We start from the raw sequence: 24,359 nt of genomic DNA, 5'->3' as shown, positions 1-24,359 counted from the left end.
CTCACGCAGAAGCCGTATGACCCGTTCCCCGTTCCGCCGTCTTGTGTTTGGCACCCTGCGCCGCCTGTTGTATCTCTGGGTTCGCTCCGAGACCATCAATCAGTCGTCGTTCACTCTTAACCTCGACCGCAGTCGTCCGGTGTTCTACGTCCTGCAAAACCCTTCGCTGACCGATCTGGCGGTGGTTGACACCGAGTGCACCAAGGCCGGTCTGCCACGCCCGGTGCTGGCGGTGTCGGTGGGTTCACTCATCGAACCAGCGGCGTTTTTCTATTTGACGCCGGACCCGGACTGGCTCGGCCGCCAGGACAAACGCGGTGCGCCGCCGACCCTCACCCGCCTGGTCAGCGCGCTGACGCAGAACGCTGCCGAAGACGCGCAGATCATTCCGGTCAGCGTGTTCTGGGGCCAGTCGCCAGACAGCGAAAACAGTCCGTGGAAACTGTTGTTCGCCGACAGCTGGGCAGTCACCGGACGCCTGCGCCGGCTGCTGAGCATTATCGTCCTCGGGCGTAAAACCCGCGTGCAGTTTTCCGCGCCGATCCACCTGCGCGAACTGATCGATCACAACAAGGGTCATGAGCGCACCGTGCGCATGGCCCAGCGCATCCTGCGCGTGCACTTCCGCAACCTCAAAGCTGCGGTGATCGGCCCGGACATTTCCCACCGGCGCAATCTGGTCAAAGGCCTGCTCAATCAGCCGCTGGTCAAACAGGCGATCCTCGACGAAGCCGAGCGCGAAAAAATCTCCCCGGAAAAAGCCAAGGCCCAGGCCCTGCGCTATGGCAACGAGATTGCTTCGGACTACACCTACACCGCGATCCGTTTTCTCGAAGTGGTGCTGAGCTGGTTCTGGAACAAGATCTACGACGGCATCAAGGTCAATCACATCGAAGGTGTGCAGAACGTCGCGCAGGGTCACGAAGTGATTTACGTGCCGTGCCATCGCAGCCACATCGATTACCTGCTGCTTTCCTATCTGCTGTTCCGCAACGGCCTGACCCCGCCGCACATCGCCGCCGGGATCAACCTGAACATGCCGGTGATCGGCAGCCTGCTGCGTCGCGGCGGTGCGTTCTTCATGCGCCGCACATTCAAGGGCAATCCGTTGTACACCTCGGTGTTCAACGAATACCTGCACACGCTGTTCACCAAAGGTTTCCCGGTGGAGTATTTCGTCGAGGGCGGGCGCTCGCGCACCGGGCGCATGCTGCAACCGAAAACCGGCATGCTCGCGATCACCCTGCGCAGTTTCCTGCGTTCGTCGCGGATGCCGATCGTGTTCGTGCCGGTGTACATCGGATACGAGCGCGTGCTCGAAGGCCGCACCTACCTCGGTGAGCTGCGCGGCGCGAGCAAAAAGAAAGAGTCGATCTTCGATATTTTCAAAGTGATCGGCGCGCTCAAGCAGCGCTTCGGTCAGGTCGCGGTCAACTTCGGCGAGCCGATCAAACTGGCGGAATTCCTTGACGCCGAGCAACCGGACTGGCGCCAGCAGGAACTCGGCCCGCAATTCAAACCGGCGTGGCTCAACGAAACCACCAACCGCCTCGGCGAGAAAGTCGCCCGGCACCTCAACGAAGCGGCGGCGATCAATCCAGTGAATCTGGTAGCGCTGGCCCTGCTGTCGACCACGCGTCTGGCCCTGGATGATCGAGCCATGGCGCGGGTGCTTGACTTGTATCTCGCGCTGCTGCGCAAAGTCCCTTATTCGCCGCACACCACCTTGCCGGAAGGCGACGGCCGTGCGCTGATCGAGCATGTGAAAGACATGGATCTGCTCGCCGAGCAGAACGATGCGCTGGGCAAGATTCTGTATCTGGACGAGCAGAACGCGGTCCTGATGACTTACTACCGCAACAACGTCCTGCACATCTTCGCCCTGCCCTCGTTGCTCGCGAGTTTCTTCCAGAGCACCTCGCGCATGAGCCGCGAGCAGATCCTGCGCTACACCCGCGCGCTGTATCCGTACCTGCAATCGGAATTGTTCATCCGCTGGAGCCTGGACGAACTCGACGCGGTGATCGATCAGTGGCTGGAAGCGTTCGTCGAGCAGGGCCTGCTGCGTTTCGAGAAAGACGTTTACCTGCGCCCGGCACCGAGTTCGCGGCATTTCGTGCTGCTGACGCTGCTGTCGAAAAGCATCGCGCAGACCCTGCAGCGGTTCTACATGACCGTATCTTTGCTGCTCAACAGCGGCCAGAACAGCATCAGCGCCGAAGAGCTGGAAGACCTCTGCACAGTGATGGCCCAGCGTCTGTCGATCCTCCATGGCCTGAATGCGCCGGAGTTCTTCGACAAGAGTCTGTTCCGCCACTTCATCCAGACCCTGCTCGACCTCGACGTCCTGCGCCGCGACGAAGCCGGCAAGCTCAGCTACCACGAACTGCTCGGCGAGCTGGCCGAAGGCGCGGCCAAGCGCGTGTTGCCGGCGGAGATTCGCCTGTCGATCCGCCAGGTCGCGCTGCACCGCAGTGAAGATGCGGCGGATCAGATCACGCCACAGCCTGAGGCTTGAAGCCTTACCCCTGTGGGAGCGAGCCTGCTCGCGAAGACGGAATGTCAGTCGACATTTAGTTTGACTGACCCAGCGCTTTCGCGAGCAGGCTCGCTCCCACATTGAAAGGAGATTCACCCATGAAAAAACTGCTGACCCTCGCCGCCGCCACGCTGCTGAGCGCCTGCCAATCAACCACACCCGCCGGCAAGGCCAGCCTCGACGGCGAAGTCTTCTACCTGCAACGCATCGCTTTGCCCCCGAGCGCGACTCTGAGCGTGAGCCTGCAAGATGTGTCGCTGGCCGATGCACCGGCCGTCGTCCTCGACCAACAGAACGGCCCGATCAAAGGCCAGGTGCCGCTGCCGTTTCATTTGAGCTACGATCCGGCGCAGGTCAAACCCGGCCATCGTTATTCGATCAGCGCACGCATTGAAGTCAACGGCGAGCTGATGTTCATCACCACCGAAAACCACGCCGTGCAACTCGACGGCAACGACCCGCAGCCGCTGAAAATCCGCGTCGACGCCGTTCGTTAATCCACTCGCCAAAGGAAGACGCCATGCGCCGCCCTACCCTTCGCTTCGCCGCCGCCTGCGCCGGCTTGCTGATCTCCGCCAACGCCCTGGCCCTGTCGCTCAGCGACCTGTCCCAGCAAGACGCTACCGGCGGCCTCAAGGACGCCCTGACCCAAGGCGCCCAGATCGCCGTGAAACAACTCGGCACCCCGGGCGGCTTCAGCAATAACCCCGAAGTGAAAATCGAACTGCCGGGCAAACTCGGCAAAGCCGCGAGCAAGATGAAAGCCTTCGGCATGGGGGCCCAGGTCGAAGAACTGGAAAACGCGATGAACAAAGCCGCCGAATCCGCCGTGACCCAGGCCCAGCCAATCCTCGTCGATGCAGTGAAGAAAATGAGCGTGGCCGACGCCAAAGGTATCCTCAGCGGCGGCAATGATTCGGCCACCCAATACCTGAACAAATCCAGCCGCGAACAGATCCGCGCGAAATTCCTGCCCATCGTCAAGCAAGCTACCGACAAGGTCGGCGTCGCGCAGAAGTACAACTCCTTCGCAGGCCAGGCCGCTGCGTTTGGCGTGGTGGACGCGAAGAGCGCGAACGTTGAGAGCTACGTTACTGAACAGGCACTCAATGGTTTGTTCGAAATGATCGGAAAACAGGAAGAAACCATCCGCCAGAACCCGGCCGCTGCGGCGACGAGTCTGGCGAAGAAAGTGTTTGGTACGCTTTAAGTCGTTACAACATGGGGGCGATTCAATTCGCTCCCATGCTTGCCTCCACGTAAAGAACTACGTAAAAAAAACACCCACTCCCGCCCCATCTTCCTTCTCTCAAAAAGCTGCAATTGGTCCAGCTCTTCCAGAATCGACGCCGCCTCGCTACCCGAGCAGGAAAAATTTTCCGCGACATTGCTCGCCGTAAACTCCTTCGCCTCCCCGCTTTTAGCCACCTGATAAACCGCGCGCTGCCGTTCCGTCAGTTGAGCAATTACGCCAGAGCTCGTCAGCCAGCGCTGAAAGTCCTGAGTGTCTGCCAGACTCTTGCGGTACACAGATGTAAAACCGACCACGGCTCGCAAAACAACCGCGCATTGAAACTCGATGAAATAAGTCAGATCCAGCTCATCTGCCTCGGTGTGCAGGTAGGAGCGTCCGTATTTCACCGGTACATTGCGCAGCAGCAGACTGATCGCAATGTAGCGAAACGCCGCGAACTCATGTTTGAACATGAACCAGTAAAACAAGGCTCTCGCGACCCGTCCGTTACCGTCGCGAAATGGATGTTCATAACCCATGGCGAAATGCAGCGTCACGGCCTTGGTCAGTGGATGCAGATAATTTTTGTCCAGAATCGAGGCAGCGGGCCGGTTGATCCAGGCGGACAGCCTCGCCAACCGCGCAACCAATCCTGCAGCAGGAGGTGGTCGGTGCACGGTGTTGCCTGAACCATCCTGAACAACCACCTCATCATTGGTCCGGAACAATCCGGGGGAATACTGCCCGTCATCGATCCCCTCCACACCCACTCGATGGATCTCTGCAATCAGCTCAATGCTCAGAGGTTCATAACGCTTTTCCCAAGCGAAATTCATCATTCGATAATTCCCCATGACCATGCGCTCATCTGGCGTCCGCGGCTGGCGCTGATGCTTGAGCATGTCCCTGGCTACGCGCGTGGTAGTCGCCGCGCCCTCCAACTGGCTACTGGCGATGGCTTCGTCTTCGATCAGGTCATTGAGCAGACAGGAGAAATGCGCCCGCTCGCCGATCTGACTGGTCATGTAATCCAGCGCGGCCTGGCGTAACGATCCACCACAGCCAAGGTTTTCTGCGCCAACGGCGTTGGCACGTATTTGCCCCACTGCACCGGCTCGCCCAACGGCAACAAATGAATGTACTGGGCCGCCCGCGCCTTCTTCACCAACGACCAACAAAGATTCGCGTCCAACCCTGCCGCCCAGCGATAGCGCAACGCCTCGAATGGCAGATAGCGCCCCTGATCATCGAGCGGCTTGAGCAGCGCCAGATAATCCGCAAGTCGTTGCTTGTGGGGCGAGCGGGCCAACAGGTCGAAAACAGGATCCGTTCTGCCAGCTAATGTCGGTGGTTTCTTCATCAGACAGACTCAAGGACTCGGAAAAGCAGAACCCGGAGTACAGCATTGGACGGCCAGCGCCTCAAGATCGGAGGACTCTGAAAAAGCTGTAGGAAGGCAGCGTGAATTGGCGATTCGAAATGAATTGGCTGTCAGACCGCCTTCGCGAGCAGGCTCGCTCCCACAAAAGCAAAGCAGCGCAGCTGCCCGCGGCAAAGCCGCCCCACTCAACAATGAGCGCAAGCTCGAGTACCGCTTTTGATCTTGATCCACCGGCGACGTCGGAAGGCTGAGTGGAGGGATTGATCCGGGCGTGGGAGCGCAGCGACCGTACGACGCAGTCGTACACAGCGAGTGTAGGTGCAGCGAAGCAAACCGGAGCCGCTGCGCCCGGATCGATCCCGCAGCGAAGGAACCCGAGCCTGCGAGGGCCGAACGCAGGAGCAAGCCTTTTTGGGTACTTTTTCGGCGTCTGGAAAAAGTGCCTCGCCGTAAGGGCGAAACCGCCAGCCGCAACACCCACAGCAACGGATATACACCCAATACCCCAAAGTCATGGTCGGCCCGAAGGCCGCCAAGACAAAGAAACTCAAGCCTCCTTACGCACCCGAAACCACGCCGCATACAACGCCGGCAAAAACAACAGCGTCAGCGCCGTGGCAACAATTAGCCCGCCCATGATCGCCACCGCCATCGGCCCGAAAAACACACTGCGCGACAGCGGAATCATCGCCAGCACCGCCGCCAGCGCCGTCAACACAATCGGCCTGAAGCGCCGCACCGTCGCCTCGATAATCGCCTGCCAAGGCTTAAGCCCCGAAGCGATATCCTGCTCGATCTGATCGACCAGAATCACCGAATTGCGCATGATCATCCCGGACAATGCGATGGTCCCCAGCATCGCCACAAACCCGAACGGCTGCCGGAACACCATCAGAAACAACGTCACCCCGATCAACCCCAACGGCGCCGTCAGAAACACCATCGCCGTGCGCGAGAAGCTGCGCAACTGCACCATCAGCAAGGTCAGCACCACGACAATGAACATCGGCACCCCGGCATTCACCGACTTCTGCCCGCGCTCGGAATCCTCCACCGTGCCGCCGACATCCAGCAGATAACCATCGGGTAATTCGGCGCGAATCGGGTCCAGCGTCGGCATGATCTGCTTGACCAGCGTCGCCGGTTGCTCCTTGCCGTAAATGTCGGCGCGCACCGTCACGTTCGGCAGCCGATTGCGGTGCCAGATGATGCCTTCCTCGAAGCCGTATTCCAGCGTGGCAATCTGCGACAACGCCACACTGCGACCGTTATCCGTCGGCACCGCCAGGCTCGGCAACAACGACAATTCAGTGCGCTCGTGCACGGTGCCGCGCAGTAGAATCTCGATCAATTCGTTGTCTTCGCGGTACTGGCTGACGGTCGAGCCGACCAGCGAACTCTGCAGGAATTTCGCCAGATTGGCCGTGCTCACACCGAGGGCGCGGGCGCGATCCTGGTCGATGTTCAGGTAGACAACTTTGCTCGGCTCCTCCCAGTCCAGATGCACGTTGACCACATGCGGATTCTCGCGAACCTTTGCCGCCACTTTGCGCGCCAACGCACGGACTTCTTCGATGTGTTCACCGGTAACGCGGAACTGCACCGGATAGCCAACCGGCGGGCCGTTTTCCAAACGGGTGACCCGCGAACGCAGGGCCGGGAACTGTTCGTTGAGGGTTTCGATCAACCAGCTGCGCAGCGCTTCACGCTCTTCGATGGTTTTTGCCAGCACCACGAACTGGGCAAAACTCGCCGCCGGCAGTTGCTGATCCAGCGGCAGGTAGAAACGCGGCGAGCCGGTGCCGACGTAGGCCACGTAATTGTCGATGCCGGCGTGCTCCTTGAGCAGCGCTTCGAGGCGTTTGACTTCGCTGGTGGTATTGGCCAGCGAAACACCTTCGGCCAGTTTCAGATCGACCATCAACTCCAGCCGGTTCGAAGCCGGGAAGAACTGCTGCGGGACGAAACGGAACAACATTACCGAGGCGATAAACAGGCCCACGGTGAGCACGATCACCGTCTTGCGATGGGCCACGCACCACTCCACCAGACGCCGGACGCGCTGATAAAACGGCGTCGCATAGGGGTCCGGCTGACCATCGCCTGTGCCGTGTTTCGCCGCGTGAATTTTCGCCAGATCCGGCAGGAGTTTTTCCCCCAGATACGGCACGAACATGACCGCCGCGACCCATGAGGCGAGCAAGGCAATGGTCACCACCTGGAAAATCGAACGGGTGTATTCGCCGGTGCCGGACTGCGCAGTGGCAATCGGCAGGAAGCCGGCGGCGGTGATCAACGTGCCGGTGAGCATCGGGAATGCGGTGCTGGTCCAGGCATAACTCGCGGCGCGAATGCGGTCAAAACCCTGCTCCATTTTGATCGCCATCATTTCCACGGCAATGATCGCATCGTCCACCAGCAGACCCAGCGCCAGCACCAGCGCACCGAGGGAAATCTTGTGCAGGCCGATGCCGAGGTAATACATGCAGGCGAAGGTCATCGCCAGCACCAGCGGAATGGTCAGCGCTACGACCATGCCAGTGCGCACGCCGAGGGAGAAGAAGCTCACCAGCAAGACGATCGCCAGTGCCTCGACCAACACCTGGACGAACTCGCCGACGCCGGTTTTTACCGCTGCCGGCTGATCGGACACCTTGCGCAACTGCATGCCGGCCGGGAGGTTTTTCTGGATCCGCGAGAACTCGCCTTCCAGCGCCTTGCCCAGCACCAGAATGTCGCCGCCATCCTTCATCGCCACGGCCAGACCGATCGCATCGTCGCCCATGAAACGCATGCGCGGCGCCGGTGGATCGCTGAAACCGCGACGCACATCGGCAATATCGGAGATGCGGAACGTACGATCGGCGACGCGGATCGGAAAGTTCTTTATCTCATCGACTGTCTGAAAATTCCCCGAGACGCGTAGCTGCAAGCGCTCGCTGCCGGTTTCGAAGAACCCCGCCGTGGATACCGCGTTCTGTTCCTCTAGCGCCTGCTGCACCGCCGCCAGCGGCAAGCCGAGGGTTGCGAGCTTGACGTTGGACAGCTCGACCCAGATTTTCTCGTCCTGCAACCCAAGCAGTTCGACCTTGCCGACGTCCTTGACCCGCTGCAACTGAATCTGGATGCGGTCGGCGTAATCCTTGAGCACGGCGTAGTCGAAACCGTCACCGGTCAACGCATAGATATTGCCGAAGGTGGTGCCGAACTCATCGTTAAAGAACGGCCCCTGAATTCCCGGCGGCAAGGTCTGGCGGATATCGCCGACCTTCTTGCGCAACTGATACCAGAGATCGGGGATTTGCTTGGAGTGCATCGAGTCGCGGGCGATGAAGGTCACCTGGGACTCACCGGGGCGGGAGAACGACATGATGCGTTCGTACTCGCCGGTTTCCATCAGTTTCTTTTCGATCCGTTCAGTGACCTGACGCGAGACTTCTTGCGCGGTCGCACCGGGCCAGCGGGTTTGAATGACCATCGCCTTGAAGGTGAACGGCGGGTCTTCGCTCTGGCCGAGCTTGGTGTAGGACAACGCGCCGACAACGGCGAGCAAAAGCATCAGGAACAGTACGATCTGGCGATTACGCAACGCCCATTCGGAGAGGTTGAAGCGCATTGGGGCTTACTCCTTGTTCGCCAGATTGACCACACGGTTGGAGCGATCCACCGGCCGCACCTGCTGGCCGTCGAGCAGCACATGAACGCCGGCAGCCACTACCCAGTCGCTGGCATTCAAGCCTTCGAGCACCGCCACGCTTTTCTCGCCGAACGGACCGACCCGCACCGGGGTTTTCTTCAACGTGTTGTTGCCGTTGACCACCCAGACGTAGGTCGCGCCGTTTTCAGCGGTCAGCGCGGAAAGCGGTATCGACAGCGAGACACTGTCAGCCGATTGCACGAACACCCGGGCGCTCTGCCCCAGTTCAGCCGGCACTTTGCCGCTGGTGAACGAGATACGCGCGGCAAAAGTGCGTGAGCGCGGGTCGGCGGACGGCGACAACTCGCGGATCTGCCCAGCGAAGCGTTGACTTTGCTGTGCCCACAATTCCACGGTAACCGGCTGACCAACCTTGAAGCGGCCGAAGCTTTGCTCCGGCAGGCTGATCAACACTTCGCGCTCACCATCGGTGGCGAGGGTGAACACGGTTTGCCCGGCAGCGACCACCTGACCGACTTCCACCGAACGCTTGGCCACCACGCCATCCTGTGGCGCACGCAGTACCGCGTAACTGGCCTGGTTGGTCGAAACGTTGAATTCAGCTTTGATTTGTTTAAGGCGGGCTTCGCCGGAGCGATATAGATTTTCGGCGTTGTCATAGGCCGAGCGGCTGACCATCTGCCGATCCATCAGGGTTTTATAGCGATCCCGTTCGGCGCGGACCAGGTTCAGATTGGCCTCGGCGGCGGCGACCTGCGCGCGGGTGGCTTCCAGTTGCAGGCGCACATCCTGCGGATCGAGTTCGGCCAAGGGCTGATCGGCCTTGACGCGCTGGCCTTCGTCGACCAGTCGTCGGCTGACTTTGCCGCCAATGCGGAATGCCAGATCAGGCTCATAACGGGCACGCACCTCGCCCGGATAACTTTCCATCGCCTGCGCCGAAGGCTCGGGCTGTACCACCATGGCCGGGCGTACGGTGACCTTGGTCACCTCTTCCTGACCGCACGCCGATAACAGGAACGCCAGACTGACTGGCACGGCAAAGGACAACGCATGGCGGTACATGGTGACGGACCTTTCGCGAATGAGGCTTGGAATATTTATACTGGCGGGTATGGTATTAATAGCAAACTCACCAGTCCAGTATTAAAAGCGAAGAATGTCGAACAATCTTTCAGCTCCAAACGGCCCGGGCCGCCCCAAGGATCTGGCCAAGCGCCAGGCGATCCTGGATGCGGCGAAAACCCTGTTTCTCTGCCATGGCTACGCCAACACCAGCATGGACGCGGTGGCCAGCGAGGCGGGCGTGTCGAAGCTGACGGTCTACAGCCATTTCAACGACAAGGAGACGCTGTTCTCCGCCGCCGTCGTCGCGAAATGCGAGGAACAATTGCCGCCGCTGTTCTTCGAATTGCCGGACGGCATCGCGGTGGAAAATGTATTGCTGAACATTGCCCGGGGCTTTCATCAACTGATCAACAGCGATGAATCAGTGAACCTGCACCGCCTGATCATGGCGCTGGGCAGTCAGGATCCGAAGCTGTCGCTGATCTTCTTCGAGGCCGGCCCAGAGCGCGTGGTCAACGGCATGGAAGGTCTGCTGGCGAAAATCCATGCAACCGGCGCGCTGAGCATCGACCAGCCACGCAACGCCGCCGAGCACTTCTTCTGCCTGATCAAAGGGGCGGGGAATTTCCGTTTGTTGTATGGCTGCGGCGAGCCGCTGACCGGAGAGGAAGCGGAGCGGCATGTGCGGGAGGTGGTGGGGTTGTTTATGCGGGCTTACAAACCCTGACAGTTTTGCGGTGCTTGTGCAGACCGCTTCGCGAGCAGGCTCGCTCCCACACTGGAATGCATTTCCTACTGTGGGAGCGAGCCTGCTCGCGAATGGGGCGACGCGGTCTCAGGGCTTCAGCGCTTTCTTCGGATAAATGTCATACCGGCTCGATTTGCCATCCAGCGCATGGCTCGGTTTCGGCCCTTCGATGCACGGCGCCTTGCGCGGGCGTTTGACCACCACCCGGTGCGTGGCCAAGGCCAGCGCCGCTTCAAGCAGGGCCGGTGCATCCGGATCATCACCGACCAGCGGGCGGAACAGGCGCATTTCCTTTTTCACCAGCGCGGTTTTCTCGCGATGCGGGAACATCGGGTCGAGATAGATCACCTGCGGCGGCTCCCCTTCCCAACTGCGCATCACTTCGATGGAGTTGCCCTTGAGCAATTTCATCCGCGCCACGATCGGCGCCACGTCGAAATCTTCCGCCGCCCGCGCCAAGCCGTCCTCAAGCAGTGCGCCGATCAGCGGCTGACGCTCGATCAGGCTCATTTCACAACCGAGACTGGCCAGCACAAATGCATCCTTGCCCAAGCCCGCCGTGGCATCCAGCACACGCGGGCGAACGCCTTGGGCGATGCCGACAGCCTTGGCAATCATCTGGCCGCTGCCGCCGCCATACAAACGACGATGCGCCGCGCCGCCTTCGACGAAGTCGACCCGCACCGGTCCAGGCGCATCCGGGCCAAGCTGCTGCAACTGCAAACCCTGCTCGCCGACCTGCAAGACGAACTCGCCGTCCGCCTCGCCGAGCGGCAGGCCGAGACGTTCGGCCCAGTGTGCGGCTTGTGCTTGAAACGTCGGGGCGAGGGCCTGGACATGGATGCGGCAGGCCGCGGGTGACTCGATCATGAAAAAACGCTCAAAAAAGTTAAGGATTGACAAAAACCGCCGATAAACCATTCAACGCGCATTTTGCCAGAGCTGAGCGTCAACCGAAAAAAATGTCAGGCATTCTTCCCACATCGATTGGCTACGTTTCGCCCCATGGCGACTTTAGCCGTCATAACACTCAAGCACTGAGCGGCGTCAGTCACCTGTGGCAGGATTTCTTTGCCCAGGCCCTGGCCGAACAGACGAGTGAAGTGGTGCCTGCCTGTGGCACGTTTCCACCGGTTGACCTGAACAGCCCGGAAGAACCGACCGTTGGCAGCGAGCTGCACGCGCACATCGTCAGCCAGCGTGAGTGCGACGTGGTTGAAACCCAGGTTCGCCCGCCGGAGCCACTGTTCCTGCCGATCGCCGAGTTCGAAATGGAGCTGCTGGACAAGCCGTTCCCACCGTTCCCGCCGGAAGAGCTCAAAGCCCAGCAAGAGCAACAGGATTTCGACAGCAGCTGGGTACGCCCGATTGTGATCAACAATGGCCAGCCAGTGCCGGAGCCAGGCCCTGCGCCGCAGAAACGTCCGCTGTACCTGCCGATTGCCGAGTTCGATCTGGACTTGCTGCAGAAGCCTTACCCGCCGTTCCCGCCGGAAGAAATCGTCGAGCAGCAGAAAGCTCTGGACTTCGATAATGGCTGGGCTCGGCCGATCGTTCTGCAGAACCTGCGCCTCGCTGCCTGATTCTCAGCGACACACGCTCCAGCGCCCGACATCGACATGAAAGTGATTGCGATGGGCGGCGTTGTAGTCCGGACTCAACACCACACTGAATGACTCACAGGCGCCGTCGCGCAGTTGGCGGAGAAACTCTGCGTCCTGGTTTTGCTTGGGCCAATCCCTGAGCACGCTGATCGTGCGTCCGCCGGCCAGACGGAAACCGGCAATGTCCAGCGCGTCGGCACTGGCATGTCGACTGAGGGCACCGCTCTCACGGTTGTAGACATTGCGACAGGCAAAGCTGCCGAGGTGATCGACACGCGCGATCTTCTGGCCATAAGCCGATTGCGCGGCCGGTTGCAGGGTGTGGTGTTCGAACATCGCGTAGGCCACCGCCAGCGGGCAACTGGCAATGAAACTGCTGCTCAGCGCCACTCCACCGCCCTGCACCCGCAGAGCACCGACCAGCGGACACTTGGCGCCGGGGCTGTCGGCCTGGGGGCTGACGCGCAGATCCGAGCTGCTCAATGCCTGTGCGCAAAGCTCGGGATCACTGCGCAGGCGCATGAGTTTGTAACCGGTCAGCCAGTTGGGCGCGGCTTTTATGTCCAATGGCGCCCACGGGTTCCACTGCGGCGGCACGTCCAGCCAGCCACGCCAGACACTCACCGCGCCACCAGCGATCGCGAGCAACACCCCCCAGAACAGCCAACGTCCCATGCTCAGCCCTTGAAGAATTGGTTGGCCCTGGCGTACGGCATCGACTGCGACGTAAAGCCAAACGTGCCGCACTGGTGGATTTCTTCAGCCGCGCGGAAGAACTCGCCGAACGCCGCCAGCGCCAGTGCCGACCCGGTGCTGATCCGCCGGACGCCCAGTTCCTCGAGCTGTTGCACGGTCAGTTTCAAACCGCCAGACATCAACACATTGACCGGTTTCGGCGCCACCGCTTGCACCACTGCGCGCACTTCTTCGGCGCTGCGCAAACCCGGCGCATAGAGCACGTCGGCACCCGCTTCGGCGAATGCCTGCAAGCGGCGAATGGTGTCGTCAAGATCGGGGTTGCCGTGCAGGTAATTTTCCGCGCGAGCGGTGAGGACGAAAGGAAACGGCAGGGTGCGCACCGCCGCGACAGCGGCTTCAATCCGTGCAACGGCGTGTTCGAAGCAATAGATCGGCGCGTCCGGACGTCCCGTAGCGTCTTCGATCGACCCGCCCACCGCGCCCGCTTCGGCGGCGCGCAGAAGACTCTGCGCAGACTCGACCGGGTCATCGGCAAAGCCGTTTTCCAGATCCACCGCCACCGGCAGATCCGTCGCCGCGACAATCGCGCGGACATTGGCCAGGGTCTCGTCGAGACTCAACGCGCCATCAGGCTTGCCTTGGGAAAACGCGTAACCGGCACTGGTGGTGGCCAAGGCCTGATAGCCAAGACCGGCGAGCATCTTCGCCGAGCCGGCATCCCACGGATTAGGGATGACGAAGATCCCCTGGCGATCATGCAGGGCTTTGAAGGCTTGGGCTTTGAGGCGTTGCTGTTGACTGACTTGGACGTTCATCGACGGCCTCCCGGGCAGAAAAAAACCCGCCTCAGAGCAAGCCAAGCTGCTCGGCGGCGGGTTCTCTGTATAGCTCAGGCAGCGCGGGCAAGCCAGGCAAACGTTGCATCAGTTGTGCATGAAAACGTTGCGCCAGTTTCGCTGCCAACAGGTTGTCAGCGGTGTGCAGGAAAATGTACGGCGTGCGGCCTTCTTCGATCCATTCAGCAATTTTCGCCACCCACGGCACAAGAAACGCATCGTTTGCCTCAAGCTCGGGATGGCCGATGAAACGCACCTGCGGAAACTGCGTGAACGCCGCCGGACGCGTCGGTACACGCGGTTTTTTTGACTGCGCGTGGATCACCGAGGACTCGGTCGACAAGCAGCTGAACAGCGCGCGCGGGTCGAGACAGATGCGCTCGACACCGCGATCCAGCAACAGACGATTGAGCAGACGTTCGCTCTCGCCCTTGGCGAAGAACTGTTCATTGCGCACCTCGACCGCAAGCGGGCAATCCAGCGCATCGATAAACGCCGCGAGCTCCGGCAGACGCTGCGGCGTGAAGCTTTTCGACAGTTGCAGCCACAGCGGCGAAACACGTTCGCCTAACGGCTTGAGTAATTGCAGGAAGGTTTCGGCAGCGGTCAGTTGCTCGCGCAAGTCGCCGCTGTGGCTGATGTCGCCGGGGAATTTGGCAGTGAAGCGAAAGTGCGCCGGCATGATATCGGCCCAGCGTTGCACAGTGGCTGGCGACGGGCTGGCGTAGAAGGTGGTGTTGCCTTCAACGGCGTTGAACACCTGGCAGTAGAGAGCGAGAAAGTCGGAGGTTTTTGCGTCTACCGGATACAGATACTCGCGCCAGGCATTTTCGCTCCAGGACGGGCAACCGAGGTAGTAAGGCAGATCCATCAGATATACAGATCGAGGCCCAGCACGTCTGCGTCCCAATCGACAAAACCGGCGGTGCTCAGGTAGCTGGCCAGGGCCATGGCTACGCTTTTCTTCATCGCGCGGTGGTAGATCATGTCTTGCTGACGGGCAGGCAGGTTGCTCAGGCGTTGCGCGGTAGCTTGGGCAGCACGGGCGGCCAACTGCTCTTCGCTCGGGAATTCCAGCTCGCCGTCGATGATCTCGACGGACTCATCCAGCGCCGCATTGCCTTTGCGCGGCTTGCGCTTGATGGGGTAGGACTGAGTGGAAACGCCGTCTATACGCATAATGTCATGCTCGGTATCAATGATGGCAATTTAGCGGCACTTGACCGACTTAGCAAACCGCCGAGTGATAACTAGAACACATAAAGCGCAAAAGGTTTTAAGCGAGGGGGCAGAAACTGACGATTGGCGATATTTGTATGTGACCGCGAACCTGTGGGAGCGAGCCTGCTCGCGAAGGGTCCAGCACATTCAACACATGCATTGACTGACAGAAGCCTTCGCGAGCAGGCTCGCTCCCACAGGAGAAAGTGTCGTATCAGCGGGCTTTGGGGGTGGCAACTTTATCGCGCAGGTAAACCGGCTGCGCGTCATCTGCCGGGATCGCCTCACCGCGCTGCCAGGCGTAACGCGCCAGGGTCAATAGGTCCTCGGCGTGGGGCAGCATGCCGGCGTCAGAGCCGCTCAGATTGACCGCAATGCGCTCGCCGTAACCCCAACCGGTACCGGCACCGAACCAATCGCCACTGGCATCAGTTGGCAACGCGGCGACTTCCGGTGGTAACACGGCTTCGGCGCCAACCAGACGCATCTCCCCCGCCGTCTCGCGGTAGCAGCCCCAATACACTTCATCCATCCGCGCATCGATCGCAGCCGCGACCTGGCTTACGCCATGTTCACGAAAGGCACGCTGGGCCAGCACGGCAAGGTTGGATACCGGCAACACCGGACGATCCAGAGCAAAGGCCAAACCCTGCACCACACCAATGGCAATGCGCACACCGGTAAACGCGCCCGGGCCACGGCCGAAAGCAATCGCGTCGACCGCTTGCAGCGTGGTGCCGGCATCGGCGAGCAATTGCTGAATCATCGGCAGCAGCTTCTGCGCATGCAGGCGCGGGATCACCTCGTAATGGCTCGTGACCTTGCCGTCATGCAGCAAGGCAACGGAGCAAGCTTCAGTCGCGGTGTCCAGGGCCAGCAAGGTGCTCATCGATGTTTCCAAAACAGGGGTGGGAAAAAGTGCGTCAGTATAAACAACAACGGCCCGCAAGCGGGCCGTGGATGATGCAGCCGATCAGACTTTTCAGCTCAGCGCGGCCAGCACCTTGGTGGTGATTGCATCAACCGAACCAACGCCTTCGATGTGGCTGTACTTTGGCTTGCCGCCGTTCTTGGCGGAAAGGTTCTGGTAGAACTCCACCAGCGGTTTGGTCTGCGAGTGGTAGACCGACAGGCGATGACGCACGGTTTCTTCAGTGTCGTCCTTGCGCTGTACCAGCTCTTCGCCGGTGATGTCGTCCTTGCCAGCCAGTTTCGGCGGGTTGTAGACGATGTGGTAAACGCGGCCGCTGGCTTCGTGGACACGGCGACCGGCGATGCGCTGAACGATTTCTTCGTCTTCTACAGCGATCTCGACCACGGCATCCAGCTCGACACCGGCAGTGACCAGCGCTTCAGCCTGCGGAATGGTGCGCGGGAAGCCATCGAACAGGAAACCGTTGGCGCAATCAGGTTGAGCGATGCGGTCCTTGACCAGCGCGATGATCAGGTCATCCGACACCAGGCCGCCGGCATCCATGATGCTCTTGGCTTGCACGCCCAGTGGAGTGCCAGCCTTGACCGCAGCACGCAGCATGTCGCCGGTGGAGATTTGCGGAATGCCGAATTTCTCGGTGATGAACTTTGCCTGAGTACCTTTACCGGCCCCGGGAGCTCCCAGCAGAATGACGCGCATCGATGTGCTCCTCAATTTTTTATATAAAAGCTTTACAAAACAAAGGATTCGCTCGTAACCGGCGGATCCTGAAAATACGGGTCGTGGCCGCACAAACGGCCAAAGGCTGATCAAGATACACAGCAGGCTGCGCCCACACAAGACGCCAAAAGTCGGAGAAACCGACGCCCGCCGTGACCTTGCGACGCGGTAACCCAAGTCGCAACCCCATCAATAACTGTCGCCTCGCGGCACTTTCCTACAGCAGGAGAAGCGGCATCCGCCCCTTGTCGCGAATGCCGCCTGAGGTGATCAGCAACCTTAGCCGGTATTGCGCAATCCGGCGGCAATCCCCGCCACAGACACCAGCAGCGCCTGTTCCACCGGGCTGCCCTGCTCGACATCCTGCTGCCGCGAACGCGCCAACAGTTCCGCCTGCAATAGATGCAGCGGGTCGAGGTAGGTGTTGCGCAAGCGGATGAATTCGAGGGTGTCCGGACTGTGCGCCAGCAGCTGCGACTGCCCGGTCAGACCGAGCACGACGGAGCATGCCTGCGACAATAGGTCGCGTAACTGCGCGCCCAATGGCAGCAGATCAGCTTCAACCAGACGCTCGTCGTAGGACTGCGCAATATCTGCATCAGCCTTGGCCAGGACCATTTCCAGCATATCGATACGGGTGCGGAAGAACGGCCATTGTTCGCGCATCTGCCCCAGCAACTCACCTTCGCCGCGCTCCAGCGCCTTGCTCAACGCAGTCTCCCAACCCAGCCAGGCCGGCAACATCAATCGGGTTTGGGTCCAGCCGAAAATCCACGGGATCGCCCGCAGGCTTTCGATACCGCCGGCGCGACGCTTGGCCGGGCGACTGCCCAGAGGCAAACGTCCCAATTCCTGCTCCGGGGTCGACTGCCGGAAATACTCAACGAATTGCGGATTTTCCCGCACCACCTGGCGGTAAGCGCTGACACCGTCCGCCGCCAATTCGTCCATCAGATGGCGCCATTCCGGAGTCGGCGGCGGCGGTGGCAGCAAGGTCGCTTCGAGCACGGCGGCCAGATACAGATTGAGGTTTTGCTCGGCGATGTCCGGCAGGCCGAATTTGAAACGAATCATTTCTCCCTGCTCGGTGGTGCGGAAACGTCCCGCCACCGAACCCGGTGGTTGCGACAGAATCGCCGCGTGCGCCGGACCGCCGCCACGGCCAACGGTGCCGCCGCGACCGTGGAACAGCAGCAGCTCGACTTGCTGCTCACGGCAGATTTCCACCAGTCGTTCCTGCGCCCGATATTGCGCCCACGCCGCAGCGGTGGTGCCGGCGTCCTTGGCCGAGTCGGAATAGCCGATCATCACTTCCTGCGGGCCGTGCAAACGCGCGCGATAGCCCGGCAACAGCAGCAGACGTTCCATCACCGGCCCGGCGTTGTCGAGGTCGGCGAGGGTCTCGAACAGCGGCACCACGCGCATCGGCCGCAGTACGCCGGATTCCTTGAGCAGCAGTTGCACCGCGAGCACATCGGAAGCGGCGCCGGCCATGGAGATCACGTAGGAGCCCAGCGAAGCAGCAGGCGCGGCAGCGATTTCCTTGCAGGTGTTGAGCACTTCAGCGGTGTCCGCCGACGGTTTGAAATGCGCGGGCAGCAAAGGGCGACGGTTGCTCAATTCTTCGGTGAGGAAGTTGATGCGCTGTTCTTCGTCCCAGTCCTCATAGCGGCCGAGGCCGAGGTAATCGGTGATTTCCGTCATCGCCGAGCTGTGCCGGGTCGAATCCTGACGCACATCGAGGCGCACCAGAAACAGGCCGAACGTCACCGCCCGACGCAGGCAATCGAGCAACGGCCCGTCGGCGATGACGCCCATGCCGCATTCGTGCAGCGAGTTGAAACACAACTGCAAAGGCTCGAGCAGGTCGCGATTGTCGTGCAGCACATCGGCGGTTGCCGGGGTCGGCGCGGTCAACGCGGCATGCGCCCAGTTGCGTGTGGCGCGCAGGCGTTCGCGCAATTGCTTGAGCACCGCGCGATAGGGTTCGGCGCTGTCGCCGGCCTTGGCCTTCAGCGCATCGCTGGCCTGCTGCATCGACAGCTCGGCAGCAAGATGATCGACATCGCGCAGGTACAAATCAGCGGCCATCCAGCGCGCCAGCAGCAAGACTTCGCGAGTGACGGCGGCGGTGACATTGGGGTTGCCGTCACGGTCGCCTCCCATCCACGAAGCGAAGCGGATCGGCGCGGCTTCCAGCGGCAAGCGCAGGCCCGTGGCGGCGAACAGTGCCTGATCGGCTTTGCGCATATGGTTGGGGATCGCTTGCCACAACGAATGCTCGATCACCGCGAAGCCCCACTTGGCTTCATCGACCGGGGTTGGTCGGGTGCGGCGGATTTCTTCGGTGTGCCAGGCTTCGGCGATCAGCCGCTGCAGTTTGCTCTGGATCTGCTCGCGCTCGGCGCTGGTCAGGTCGCGATGATCCTGAGCGGCCAGTTGCGCGGCGATGGCGTCGTACTTCTGGATCAACGTGCGTCGCGCCACTTCGGTCGGGTGCGCGGTCAGCACCAGTTCGATTTCCAGCCGCGTCAGTTGCCGGGCCAGAGATTCGGCGCTGTGCCCTTCGCTGCGCAGGCGCGCGAGCAGTTCCGGCAACACCCGCGACTCGAACGGCGCCGGTTGCGACTCCTCGCGGCGATGGATCAGCTGGTACTGCTCGGCGATGTTGGCCAGGTTGAGAAACTGATTGAAGGCCCGCGCGACAGGGAGCAATTCGTCTTCGCTCAATTGATTGAGGCTGGCGCTCAGTTCAGCGTCCATCGAGCCGCGCCGGTCGGCCTTGGCGCCTTTGCGAATCTGCTCGATCTTGTCGAGGAACGCCTCGCCGTACTGGTCTCGAATGGTGTTGCCCAACAGCTCTCCGAGCAGGTGAACATCTTCGCGCAAGCGTGCATCAATATCGGTCATCAGCAGTTCTCCAGCGGTAATCGGGGACAGCGCAGAAACGAATGCTTTGCCAGAGAGTGCCGCTCTGCGCCGCTTCTTACAAGCAGGCGACGAATTGACTTTAAACCTTGCCGGCGAAAGCTAGTCTCAACAGTAAGCCGTACGACGGCCCGCCGCCGGCGCTGCCGGACACTCACCCAGGCCTGCCATCAGCAGGCGCTAAATGAGGTCATCATGAAAATTCGTGAACTCGCCCAGCATTGGGAAGAAAACGCCAAAGGTCGCCTGACCGACACCGGCTACACGATTCATCTGGACGTCGAAGCCGCCGCAAGGCTGGCGGCGATTGCCGAAATGTACCCCAAGCGTCACCCCGAGGAACTGCTCGGCGAGCTGATCGGCGCCGCGCTTGAGGAGTTCGAAGCGAGCCTGCCGTATGTGAAGGGTTCAACAGTGGTGGCGACCGATGAGGAAGGCGATCCGTTGTATGAAGATGTCGGCCCGACGCCGCGTTTTCTGGCGTTATCGCGGCGGCATTTGCATGATTTGTCCTCGGCTGAGAACAAGCAGAAGCACTGATTCGACACACATCAAAACCGTGGGAGCGAGCCTGCTCGCGAATGCGGATTTTCATTCAGCATTTGCGCTGACTGACACATCTCATTCGCGAGCAGGCTCGCTCCCACATAGGCTGTATTCCAGTTCGCAAATTGGTTTATCAACAGACAAAATACACCCGCGCGTACCGCTCCAAAGCCCCAAAGTTCCCGCCCCAGAGCCTTGTCCAAACGGTCAATTAAATTTTTGGCGATAGGCCATCTTTTCTGAACTTTTCAAAAATGCCGCCGGTCGGAACAGGTAACCACGCCTGGAACGAGCGTTTCAATTCGCGTCTACAAGCGATGCTTTCGGCTCCTCTGCCAGGATGGATTCAGTTGTATTTTCAGGAGATGCCTAATGGAGTTGAAGACCATGAAAACCCAAACCTCGTTTTCCCACCTGCGCGGTCTGAAACTGGCCGCTCTGGCCATCGGCACCAGCTTCGTACTGGCCGGTTGCGCCGGTAACCCGCCGACCGAGCAGTACGCCGTGACCCAATCGGCTGTGAACAGCGCCGTCAGCGCTGGCGGTACCGAATTCGCTGCGGTGGAAATGAAGCAGGCTCAGGACAAACTGAAACAAGCTGAAATCGCCATGCACGACAAGAAGTATGACGAAGCCCGTCGCCTGTCCGAACAGGCTGAATGGGACGCTCGCGTCGCTGAACGCAAGGCTCAGGCCGCCAAGGCCGAACAGGCTGTGAAGGATTCCCAGAAAGGTGTTCAGGAACTGCGTCAGGAAAGCCAGCGCACTGTGCAGTAAGCGCGCATCCCGACCGCAAAGCTGAAACTCTTACCGATAGAAAGGACGAAAAATTATGCGTAAGCAACTGATGATTCCCGCTCTTCTGGCCGCAAGCGTTGCACTGGCAGCCTGCTCCACCCCGCCTAACCCGAACCTGGAGCAGGCGCGCACCAACTACGCCGGCCTGCAGGCCAACCCACAGGCGAGCAAAGTCGCGGCACTGGAAACCAAAGACGCCAGCGATTACCTGGACAAGGCCGACAAGGCTTATCTGGACAAGGAAGACGCAGCCAAGGTTGACCAACTGGCTTACCTGACCAACCAGCGCGTCGAAGTGGCCAAGCAGACCATCGCTCTGCGCACCGCTGAAAACAACCTGAAAAACGCCGCAGCCCAACGTGCCCAGGCCCGTCTGGATGCCCGTGACCAGCAGATCAAACAGCTGCAGGACAGCCTCAACGCCAAGCAGACCGATCGCGGTACGCTGGTGACTTTCGGTGACGTGCTGTTCGCCACCAACAAGGCTGATCTGAAATCCAGCGGCCTGGTGAACATCAACAAACTGGCGCAATTCCTCCAGGAAAACCCGGATCGCAAAGTGATCGTCGAGGGTTACACCGACAGCACCGGCACCGCGAGCTACAACCAGTCGCTGTCCGAGCGTCGCGCGACTTCCGTGCAGATGGCCCTGATCAAGATGGGCGTCGACCCTTCGCGCATCGTCGCTCAGGGTTATGGCAAGGAATATCCGGTAGCGGATAACGGCAGCGTTTCGGGTCGTGCGATGAACCGTCGTGTGGAGGTGACCATCTCCAACGACAACCAGCCAGTAGCACCGCGCTCTTCGGTGAGCTCGAACTAAGCTTCACCCGGTAACGCAAAAGCCCCGCCTGAGTTGATCAGGCGGGGCTTTTTTTGTGGAAGTGTGAAAGGCGGTTGACTCAATTCCCATGACCGTTTCGTCTTCCGAAAGCGAAGTCCACTGTCAACTATGACAGTGGACGAGAATCGGTACATGGAAGAGGCTGTTACCTGTCAGCCTGATCCTCACAAGGATTCCCCGATGAAACGATCAATCATCGCAGTCGGATTTTTGTCGACACTTCTCCATACAGCGATGAGCTGGAGCAACGCGGCAATCCCACCACAGCCTTTGTATGATCCCGATGACATGGTCATCAGCACCGATCCCGAACTACTGACTCCCTCGATAAAACGCCCGATCACAGGCGTTCAAAAGGTATTGCTGGTGGCCGGGCACTGGTCAGGCGAACCGGGCCTGGACTCCGGAAAAATTGCTGAGCAAACTTTCTCAACGCACTGGAATTCATTGCGCTCCTACATCCTCGCTGCCTCCGGCAATAAACTGAAACTGGAAGGCACACAGATCGAGGCAGATTTCGGTCCAAAACCTGCTACATGCTCCGCTTCAGGCAGTCTCGACGCAGGACGCAAAGCGGCCCGTGCACAAAACATTGATCCCGCAGGTTTTCCATTCCTCTTTGTGGCGGTCCCCTGTGGCGGCGGCGCAATCGCTACGGTGCCGGGAAACTGGATTTGGGTTAAAGGTATGCCGGGCTCACCGCATACATGGAAGCACGAATTCGGCCACAATCTGGGATACCCACATGGCGGCACTTATACCAAATGTCCGGTGAGTAACGACGTTGTTCAGGCTCCTGAAGAGTGCAGCCCGGTCGGGTATGGTGATACTGGAGACTCGGTATCGGGTGGCGGAACACTCTATCCGGCAATCAACCGGTGGTTTTCCGGCTGGCTAGATGACTCGCAAGCCGCCGTGATCAGTAAGACAGGTCTGTACCGCCTGGGGGTATTGGGTAAGGAAGGGCCTCAACTTTACATGATCAATCGGCCCACAGAACCTCAGTTGATAGCGCTTGAGTACCGCCAGCCCACACCATTCGACGAATTTTCTCCCACCGATAATCGCGTGACCGGCGTCTGGATCAGGTACTCGTCACTGAACGGGACGGTGCGCAATGTGCAATTGGATGCCTCGCCAGAAACTGCCACAACGAACGATCCTACCCTGCAGCCAGGACGGACGCTGGAAGACGCGACGGCAAAAATCAAAATCAAAGTCTGTGCGACGGATAAGGCTGGTGCATCGCTCGCAATTGCAATAAACGGACAAGGCCTCCCATATTGCACAACGACAGTCGTGCCACCGCTGGTCATGACACCCGAGCAGAACGCTACAACAACGCTGAAACCTTTGATCACTGGAACGGCGCGACCGGGAGCAACGATCAAGGTAGCAGAAGCCGCAACCCCGGAGACTTTCTTCGCAACAGCTATCGCGGATGTACAAGGCAGGTGGTCAATAACCCCTCCTACCGATAGGCCATCAGGCCCCAATGCACTTGTGCTTCGGCAGTACTTTGGCGACAGAGTCTCGGGGCCGTCCGAGCAGCGTTTATTCAACGTTGTTGATATCGTGGATGTGCCTCCCCCGGTTATCTCCAGGCCAGTGGAAAACGCTGACTCCGGTTACAACCCTTTGCTTTCAGGCACAGCATTGCCTGGCGCCCATATTCGCGTAACCCGCGTTTACGGCCCTTACGAAATACTGGCGGAAACAGACGCTGATGCCTATGGCAAATGGTCAGTGCGAAGTGTCTGGACATTACCCTCAGGGCCTTTTTCCATGACAGCCTGGCAAAGCATTGATGGTAAGCGCTCGCCGTGGAGTGCCAATAGAACAATCAAGGTAATTGATACGCTCGAGGCGCCAGTCATAGAAACCCCACTAGAGGGTAGTGACAGTGGTCAAAACCCTCTGCTCTCCGGCAAAGCTGTTCCGCGCGCACATATCCGTGTGTCCAAGGTCTACGGCCCTTACGAGGTACTGGCGGAAACAGACGCCGATGACTATGGCAACTGGTCGGTGCGAAGTGTCTGGACTTTACCCGTCGGCCCGTTTTCCATGACTGCATGGCAAAGTATCGATGGCCATCGCTCACCTTGGAGCGCCAATCGAAAAATCACGGTAACTGACGCACCCGCAGCGCCTGTTATCGACACACCGGTAGAGGGCAGTGAAAGCGGCCAAAATCCGCTGCTCTCGGGAAAAGCGCTGCCGGGTGCCCATATCCGGGTCACCAAGGTTAACGGCCCTTACAACATACTGGCGGAAACAGATGCCGATGCTTACGGCAACTGGTCGGTGCAAAGTGTCTGGAGCTTACCCGTCGGCCCGTTTTCCATGACTGCATGGCAAAGCATTGACGGTAAGCGCTCGCCGTGGAGTGCCAATCGAAAAATCACGGTGACAGCCAGCCCTTAGCTGTAAAAGCTCCTTCGTTCAAATGGAGGGGCTCTTTGTTTAGTTTCATACTGTAGCCCCTCACCCCAACCCTTCCCCGAGGGAGAGGGAGCCGATTGGGGGATGCTCTAGAGATACATCGATCTGAAAGTGCTTTATTGAATCCATAATCGACACGGTCTCTCAGGTCGATGTATG

The 24,359-nt window shown here is 59.9% G+C and carries 19 protein-coding genes and 1 pseudogene; 9 read left to right on the top strand and 11 right to left on the bottom strand.

What is annotated here, in order from left to right; translation table 11 throughout:
• Positions 1-16: 16 nt before the first annotated feature.
• The 3 genes from plsB to PSH90_RS05200 all read left to right on the top strand — a co-directional run bounded on the left by plsB (position 17) and on the right by PSH90_RS05200 (position 3,749).
• Positions 17-2,518, top strand: a complete 2,502-nt coding sequence (gene plsB, locus PSH90_RS05210; protein WP_122610711.1) for a glycerol-3-phosphate 1-O-acyltransferase PlsB — start codon at positions 17-19, stop codon at positions 2,516-2,518.
• A gap of 119 nt (positions 2,519-2,637) precedes the next feature.
• Positions 2,638-3,036: a YbaY family lipoprotein gene (locus PSH90_RS05205; protein ID WP_137215256.1), complete on the top strand. Its 399-nt coding sequence runs from the start codon at positions 2,638-2,640 to the stop codon at positions 3,034-3,036.
• Between the two features lie 23 nt (positions 3,037-3,059).
• Positions 3,060-3,749 carry a DUF4197 domain-containing protein gene (locus PSH90_RS05200; RefSeq protein ID WP_122747638.1) on the top strand — a complete coding sequence of 230 codons (690 nt, stop codon included), beginning with the start codon at positions 3,060-3,062 and terminating at the stop codon, positions 3,747-3,749.
• Here the strand turns inward: PSH90_RS05200 and PSH90_RS05195 are convergent.
• The 3 genes and pseudogenes from PSH90_RS05195 to PSH90_RS05185 all read right to left on the bottom strand — a co-directional run bounded on the left by PSH90_RS05195 (position 3,746) and on the right by PSH90_RS05185 (position 9,877).
• Positions 3,746-5,133, bottom strand: a pseudogene (locus tag PSH90_RS05195) (Fic family protein). The gene PSH90_RS05200 and the pseudogene PSH90_RS05195 sit on opposite strands and share 4 nt — an antisense overlap.
• A gap of 568 nt (positions 5,134-5,701) precedes the next feature.
• Positions 5,702-8,770, bottom strand: a complete 3,069-nt coding sequence (locus tag PSH90_RS05190) for an efflux RND transporter permease subunit (protein WP_041478146.1) — start codon at positions 8,768-8,770, stop codon at positions 5,702-5,704.
• A 6-nt stretch (positions 8,771-8,776) separates the two neighbouring features.
• On the bottom strand, positions 8,777-9,877 hold the full coding sequence (locus PSH90_RS05185; protein WP_305382296.1) for an efflux RND transporter periplasmic adaptor subunit: 1,101 nt from the start codon (positions 9,875-9,877) through the stop codon (positions 8,777-8,779).
• 94 nt (positions 9,878-9,971) lie between these two features.
• Here PSH90_RS05185 and PSH90_RS05180 point away from each other — a divergent pair, with 94 nt between their 5' ends.
• Complete coding sequence (locus tag PSH90_RS05180; RefSeq protein WP_056783182.1) at positions 9,972-10,607, top strand: TetR/AcrR family transcriptional regulator; 636 nt, start codon at positions 9,972-9,974, stop codon at positions 10,605-10,607.
• A gap of 108 nt (positions 10,608-10,715) precedes the next feature.
• On the opposite strand, the gene PSH90_RS05175 is transcribed toward PSH90_RS05180, so the two are convergent.
• Positions 10,716-11,498, bottom strand: a complete 783-nt coding sequence (locus PSH90_RS05175) for a class I SAM-dependent methyltransferase (RefSeq protein ID WP_041478224.1) — start codon at positions 11,496-11,498, stop codon at positions 10,716-10,718.
• A gap of 92 nt (positions 11,499-11,590) precedes the next feature.
• Here PSH90_RS05175 and PSH90_RS05170 point away from each other — a divergent pair, with 92 nt between their 5' ends.
• The gene (locus PSH90_RS05170) at positions 11,591-12,211 is read left to right on the top strand and encodes a hypothetical protein (protein ID WP_056783179.1); all 621 of its coding nucleotides are present in this window, start codon (positions 11,591-11,593) and stop codon (positions 12,209-12,211) included.
• 3 nt (positions 12,212-12,214) lie between these two features.
• Here PSH90_RS05170 and PSH90_RS05165 read toward each other — a convergent pair whose 3' ends face one another.
• The 7 genes from PSH90_RS05165 to ppc form a co-directional block, all read right to left on the bottom strand.
• Complete coding sequence (locus PSH90_RS05165; RefSeq protein ID WP_305382295.1) at positions 12,215-12,907, bottom strand: extensin family protein; 693 nt, start codon at positions 12,905-12,907, stop codon at positions 12,215-12,217.
• 2 nt (positions 12,908-12,909) lie between these two features.
• On the bottom strand, positions 12,910-13,746 hold the full coding sequence (locus PSH90_RS05160) for an oxaloacetate decarboxylase (RefSeq protein WP_095180473.1): 837 nt from the start codon (positions 13,744-13,746) through the stop codon (positions 12,910-12,912).
• A 31-nt stretch (positions 13,747-13,777) separates the two neighbouring features.
• A complete protein-coding gene (locus PSH90_RS05155; RefSeq protein WP_305382294.1) occupies positions 13,778-14,638 on the bottom strand; it encodes a DUF72 domain-containing protein in 861 nt (286 codons plus the stop codon).
• Positions 14,638-14,946 (bottom strand): hypothetical protein, encoded by a 309-nt coding sequence (locus PSH90_RS05150; RefSeq protein WP_016771497.1) that lies wholly within the window; start codon positions 14,944-14,946, stop codon positions 14,638-14,640. The genes PSH90_RS05155 and PSH90_RS05150 overlap by 1 nt, the downstream gene beginning before the upstream one ends.
• 256 nt (positions 14,947-15,202) lie before the next feature.
• Complete coding sequence (tsaB, locus tag PSH90_RS05145) at positions 15,203-15,877, bottom strand: tRNA (adenosine(37)-N6)-threonylcarbamoyltransferase complex dimerization subunit type 1 TsaB (protein ID WP_256810825.1); 675 nt, start codon at positions 15,875-15,877, stop codon at positions 15,203-15,205.
• Between the two features lie 93 nt (positions 15,878-15,970).
• The gene (adk, locus tag PSH90_RS05140; RefSeq protein WP_056783171.1) at positions 15,971-16,621 is read right to left on the bottom strand and encodes an adenylate kinase; all 651 of its coding nucleotides are present in this window, start codon (positions 16,619-16,621) and stop codon (positions 15,971-15,973) included.
• Between the two features lie 300 nt (positions 16,622-16,921).
• Positions 16,922-19,552: a phosphoenolpyruvate carboxylase gene (gene ppc, locus PSH90_RS05135; protein WP_305382293.1), complete on the bottom strand. Its 2,631-nt coding sequence runs from the start codon at positions 19,550-19,552 to the stop codon at positions 16,922-16,924.
• A gap of 213 nt (positions 19,553-19,765) precedes the next feature.
• On the opposite strand from ppc, the gene PSH90_RS05130 reads away from it, so the two are divergent.
• From PSH90_RS05130 to PSH90_RS05115, 4 genes are all read left to right on the top strand, one after another.
• Positions 19,766-20,110, top strand: a complete 345-nt coding sequence (locus tag PSH90_RS05130) for a hypothetical protein (RefSeq protein ID WP_016771500.1) — start codon at positions 19,766-19,768, stop codon at positions 20,108-20,110.
• A gap of 378 nt (positions 20,111-20,488) precedes the next feature.
• The gene (locus tag PSH90_RS05125; protein WP_024011747.1) at positions 20,489-20,893 is read left to right on the top strand and encodes a DUF4398 domain-containing protein; all 405 of its coding nucleotides are present in this window, start codon (positions 20,489-20,491) and stop codon (positions 20,891-20,893) included.
• A 55-nt stretch (positions 20,894-20,948) separates the two neighbouring features.
• Complete coding sequence (locus PSH90_RS05120; protein WP_024011746.1) at positions 20,949-21,737, top strand: OmpA family protein; 789 nt, start codon at positions 20,949-20,951, stop codon at positions 21,735-21,737.
• Positions 21,738-21,938: 201 nt separating this feature from the next.
• Positions 21,939-24,182, top strand: coding sequence for a hypothetical protein (locus tag PSH90_RS05115; RefSeq protein ID WP_305382292.1), 2,244 nt, complete (start codon positions 21,939-21,941; stop codon positions 24,180-24,182).
• The last annotated feature ends 177 nt before the right edge of the window (positions 24,183-24,359 follow it).

This window comes from Pseudomonas sp. FP1762 (genome assembly GCF_030687105.1).
GTDB lineage: Bacteria > Pseudomonadota > Gammaproteobacteria > Pseudomonadales > Pseudomonadaceae > Aquipseudomonas > Aquipseudomonas siliginis.
The sequence above is the reverse complement of the archived record's forward strand: the minus strand, read 5'-3'. Positions and strand labels throughout refer to the sequence as shown.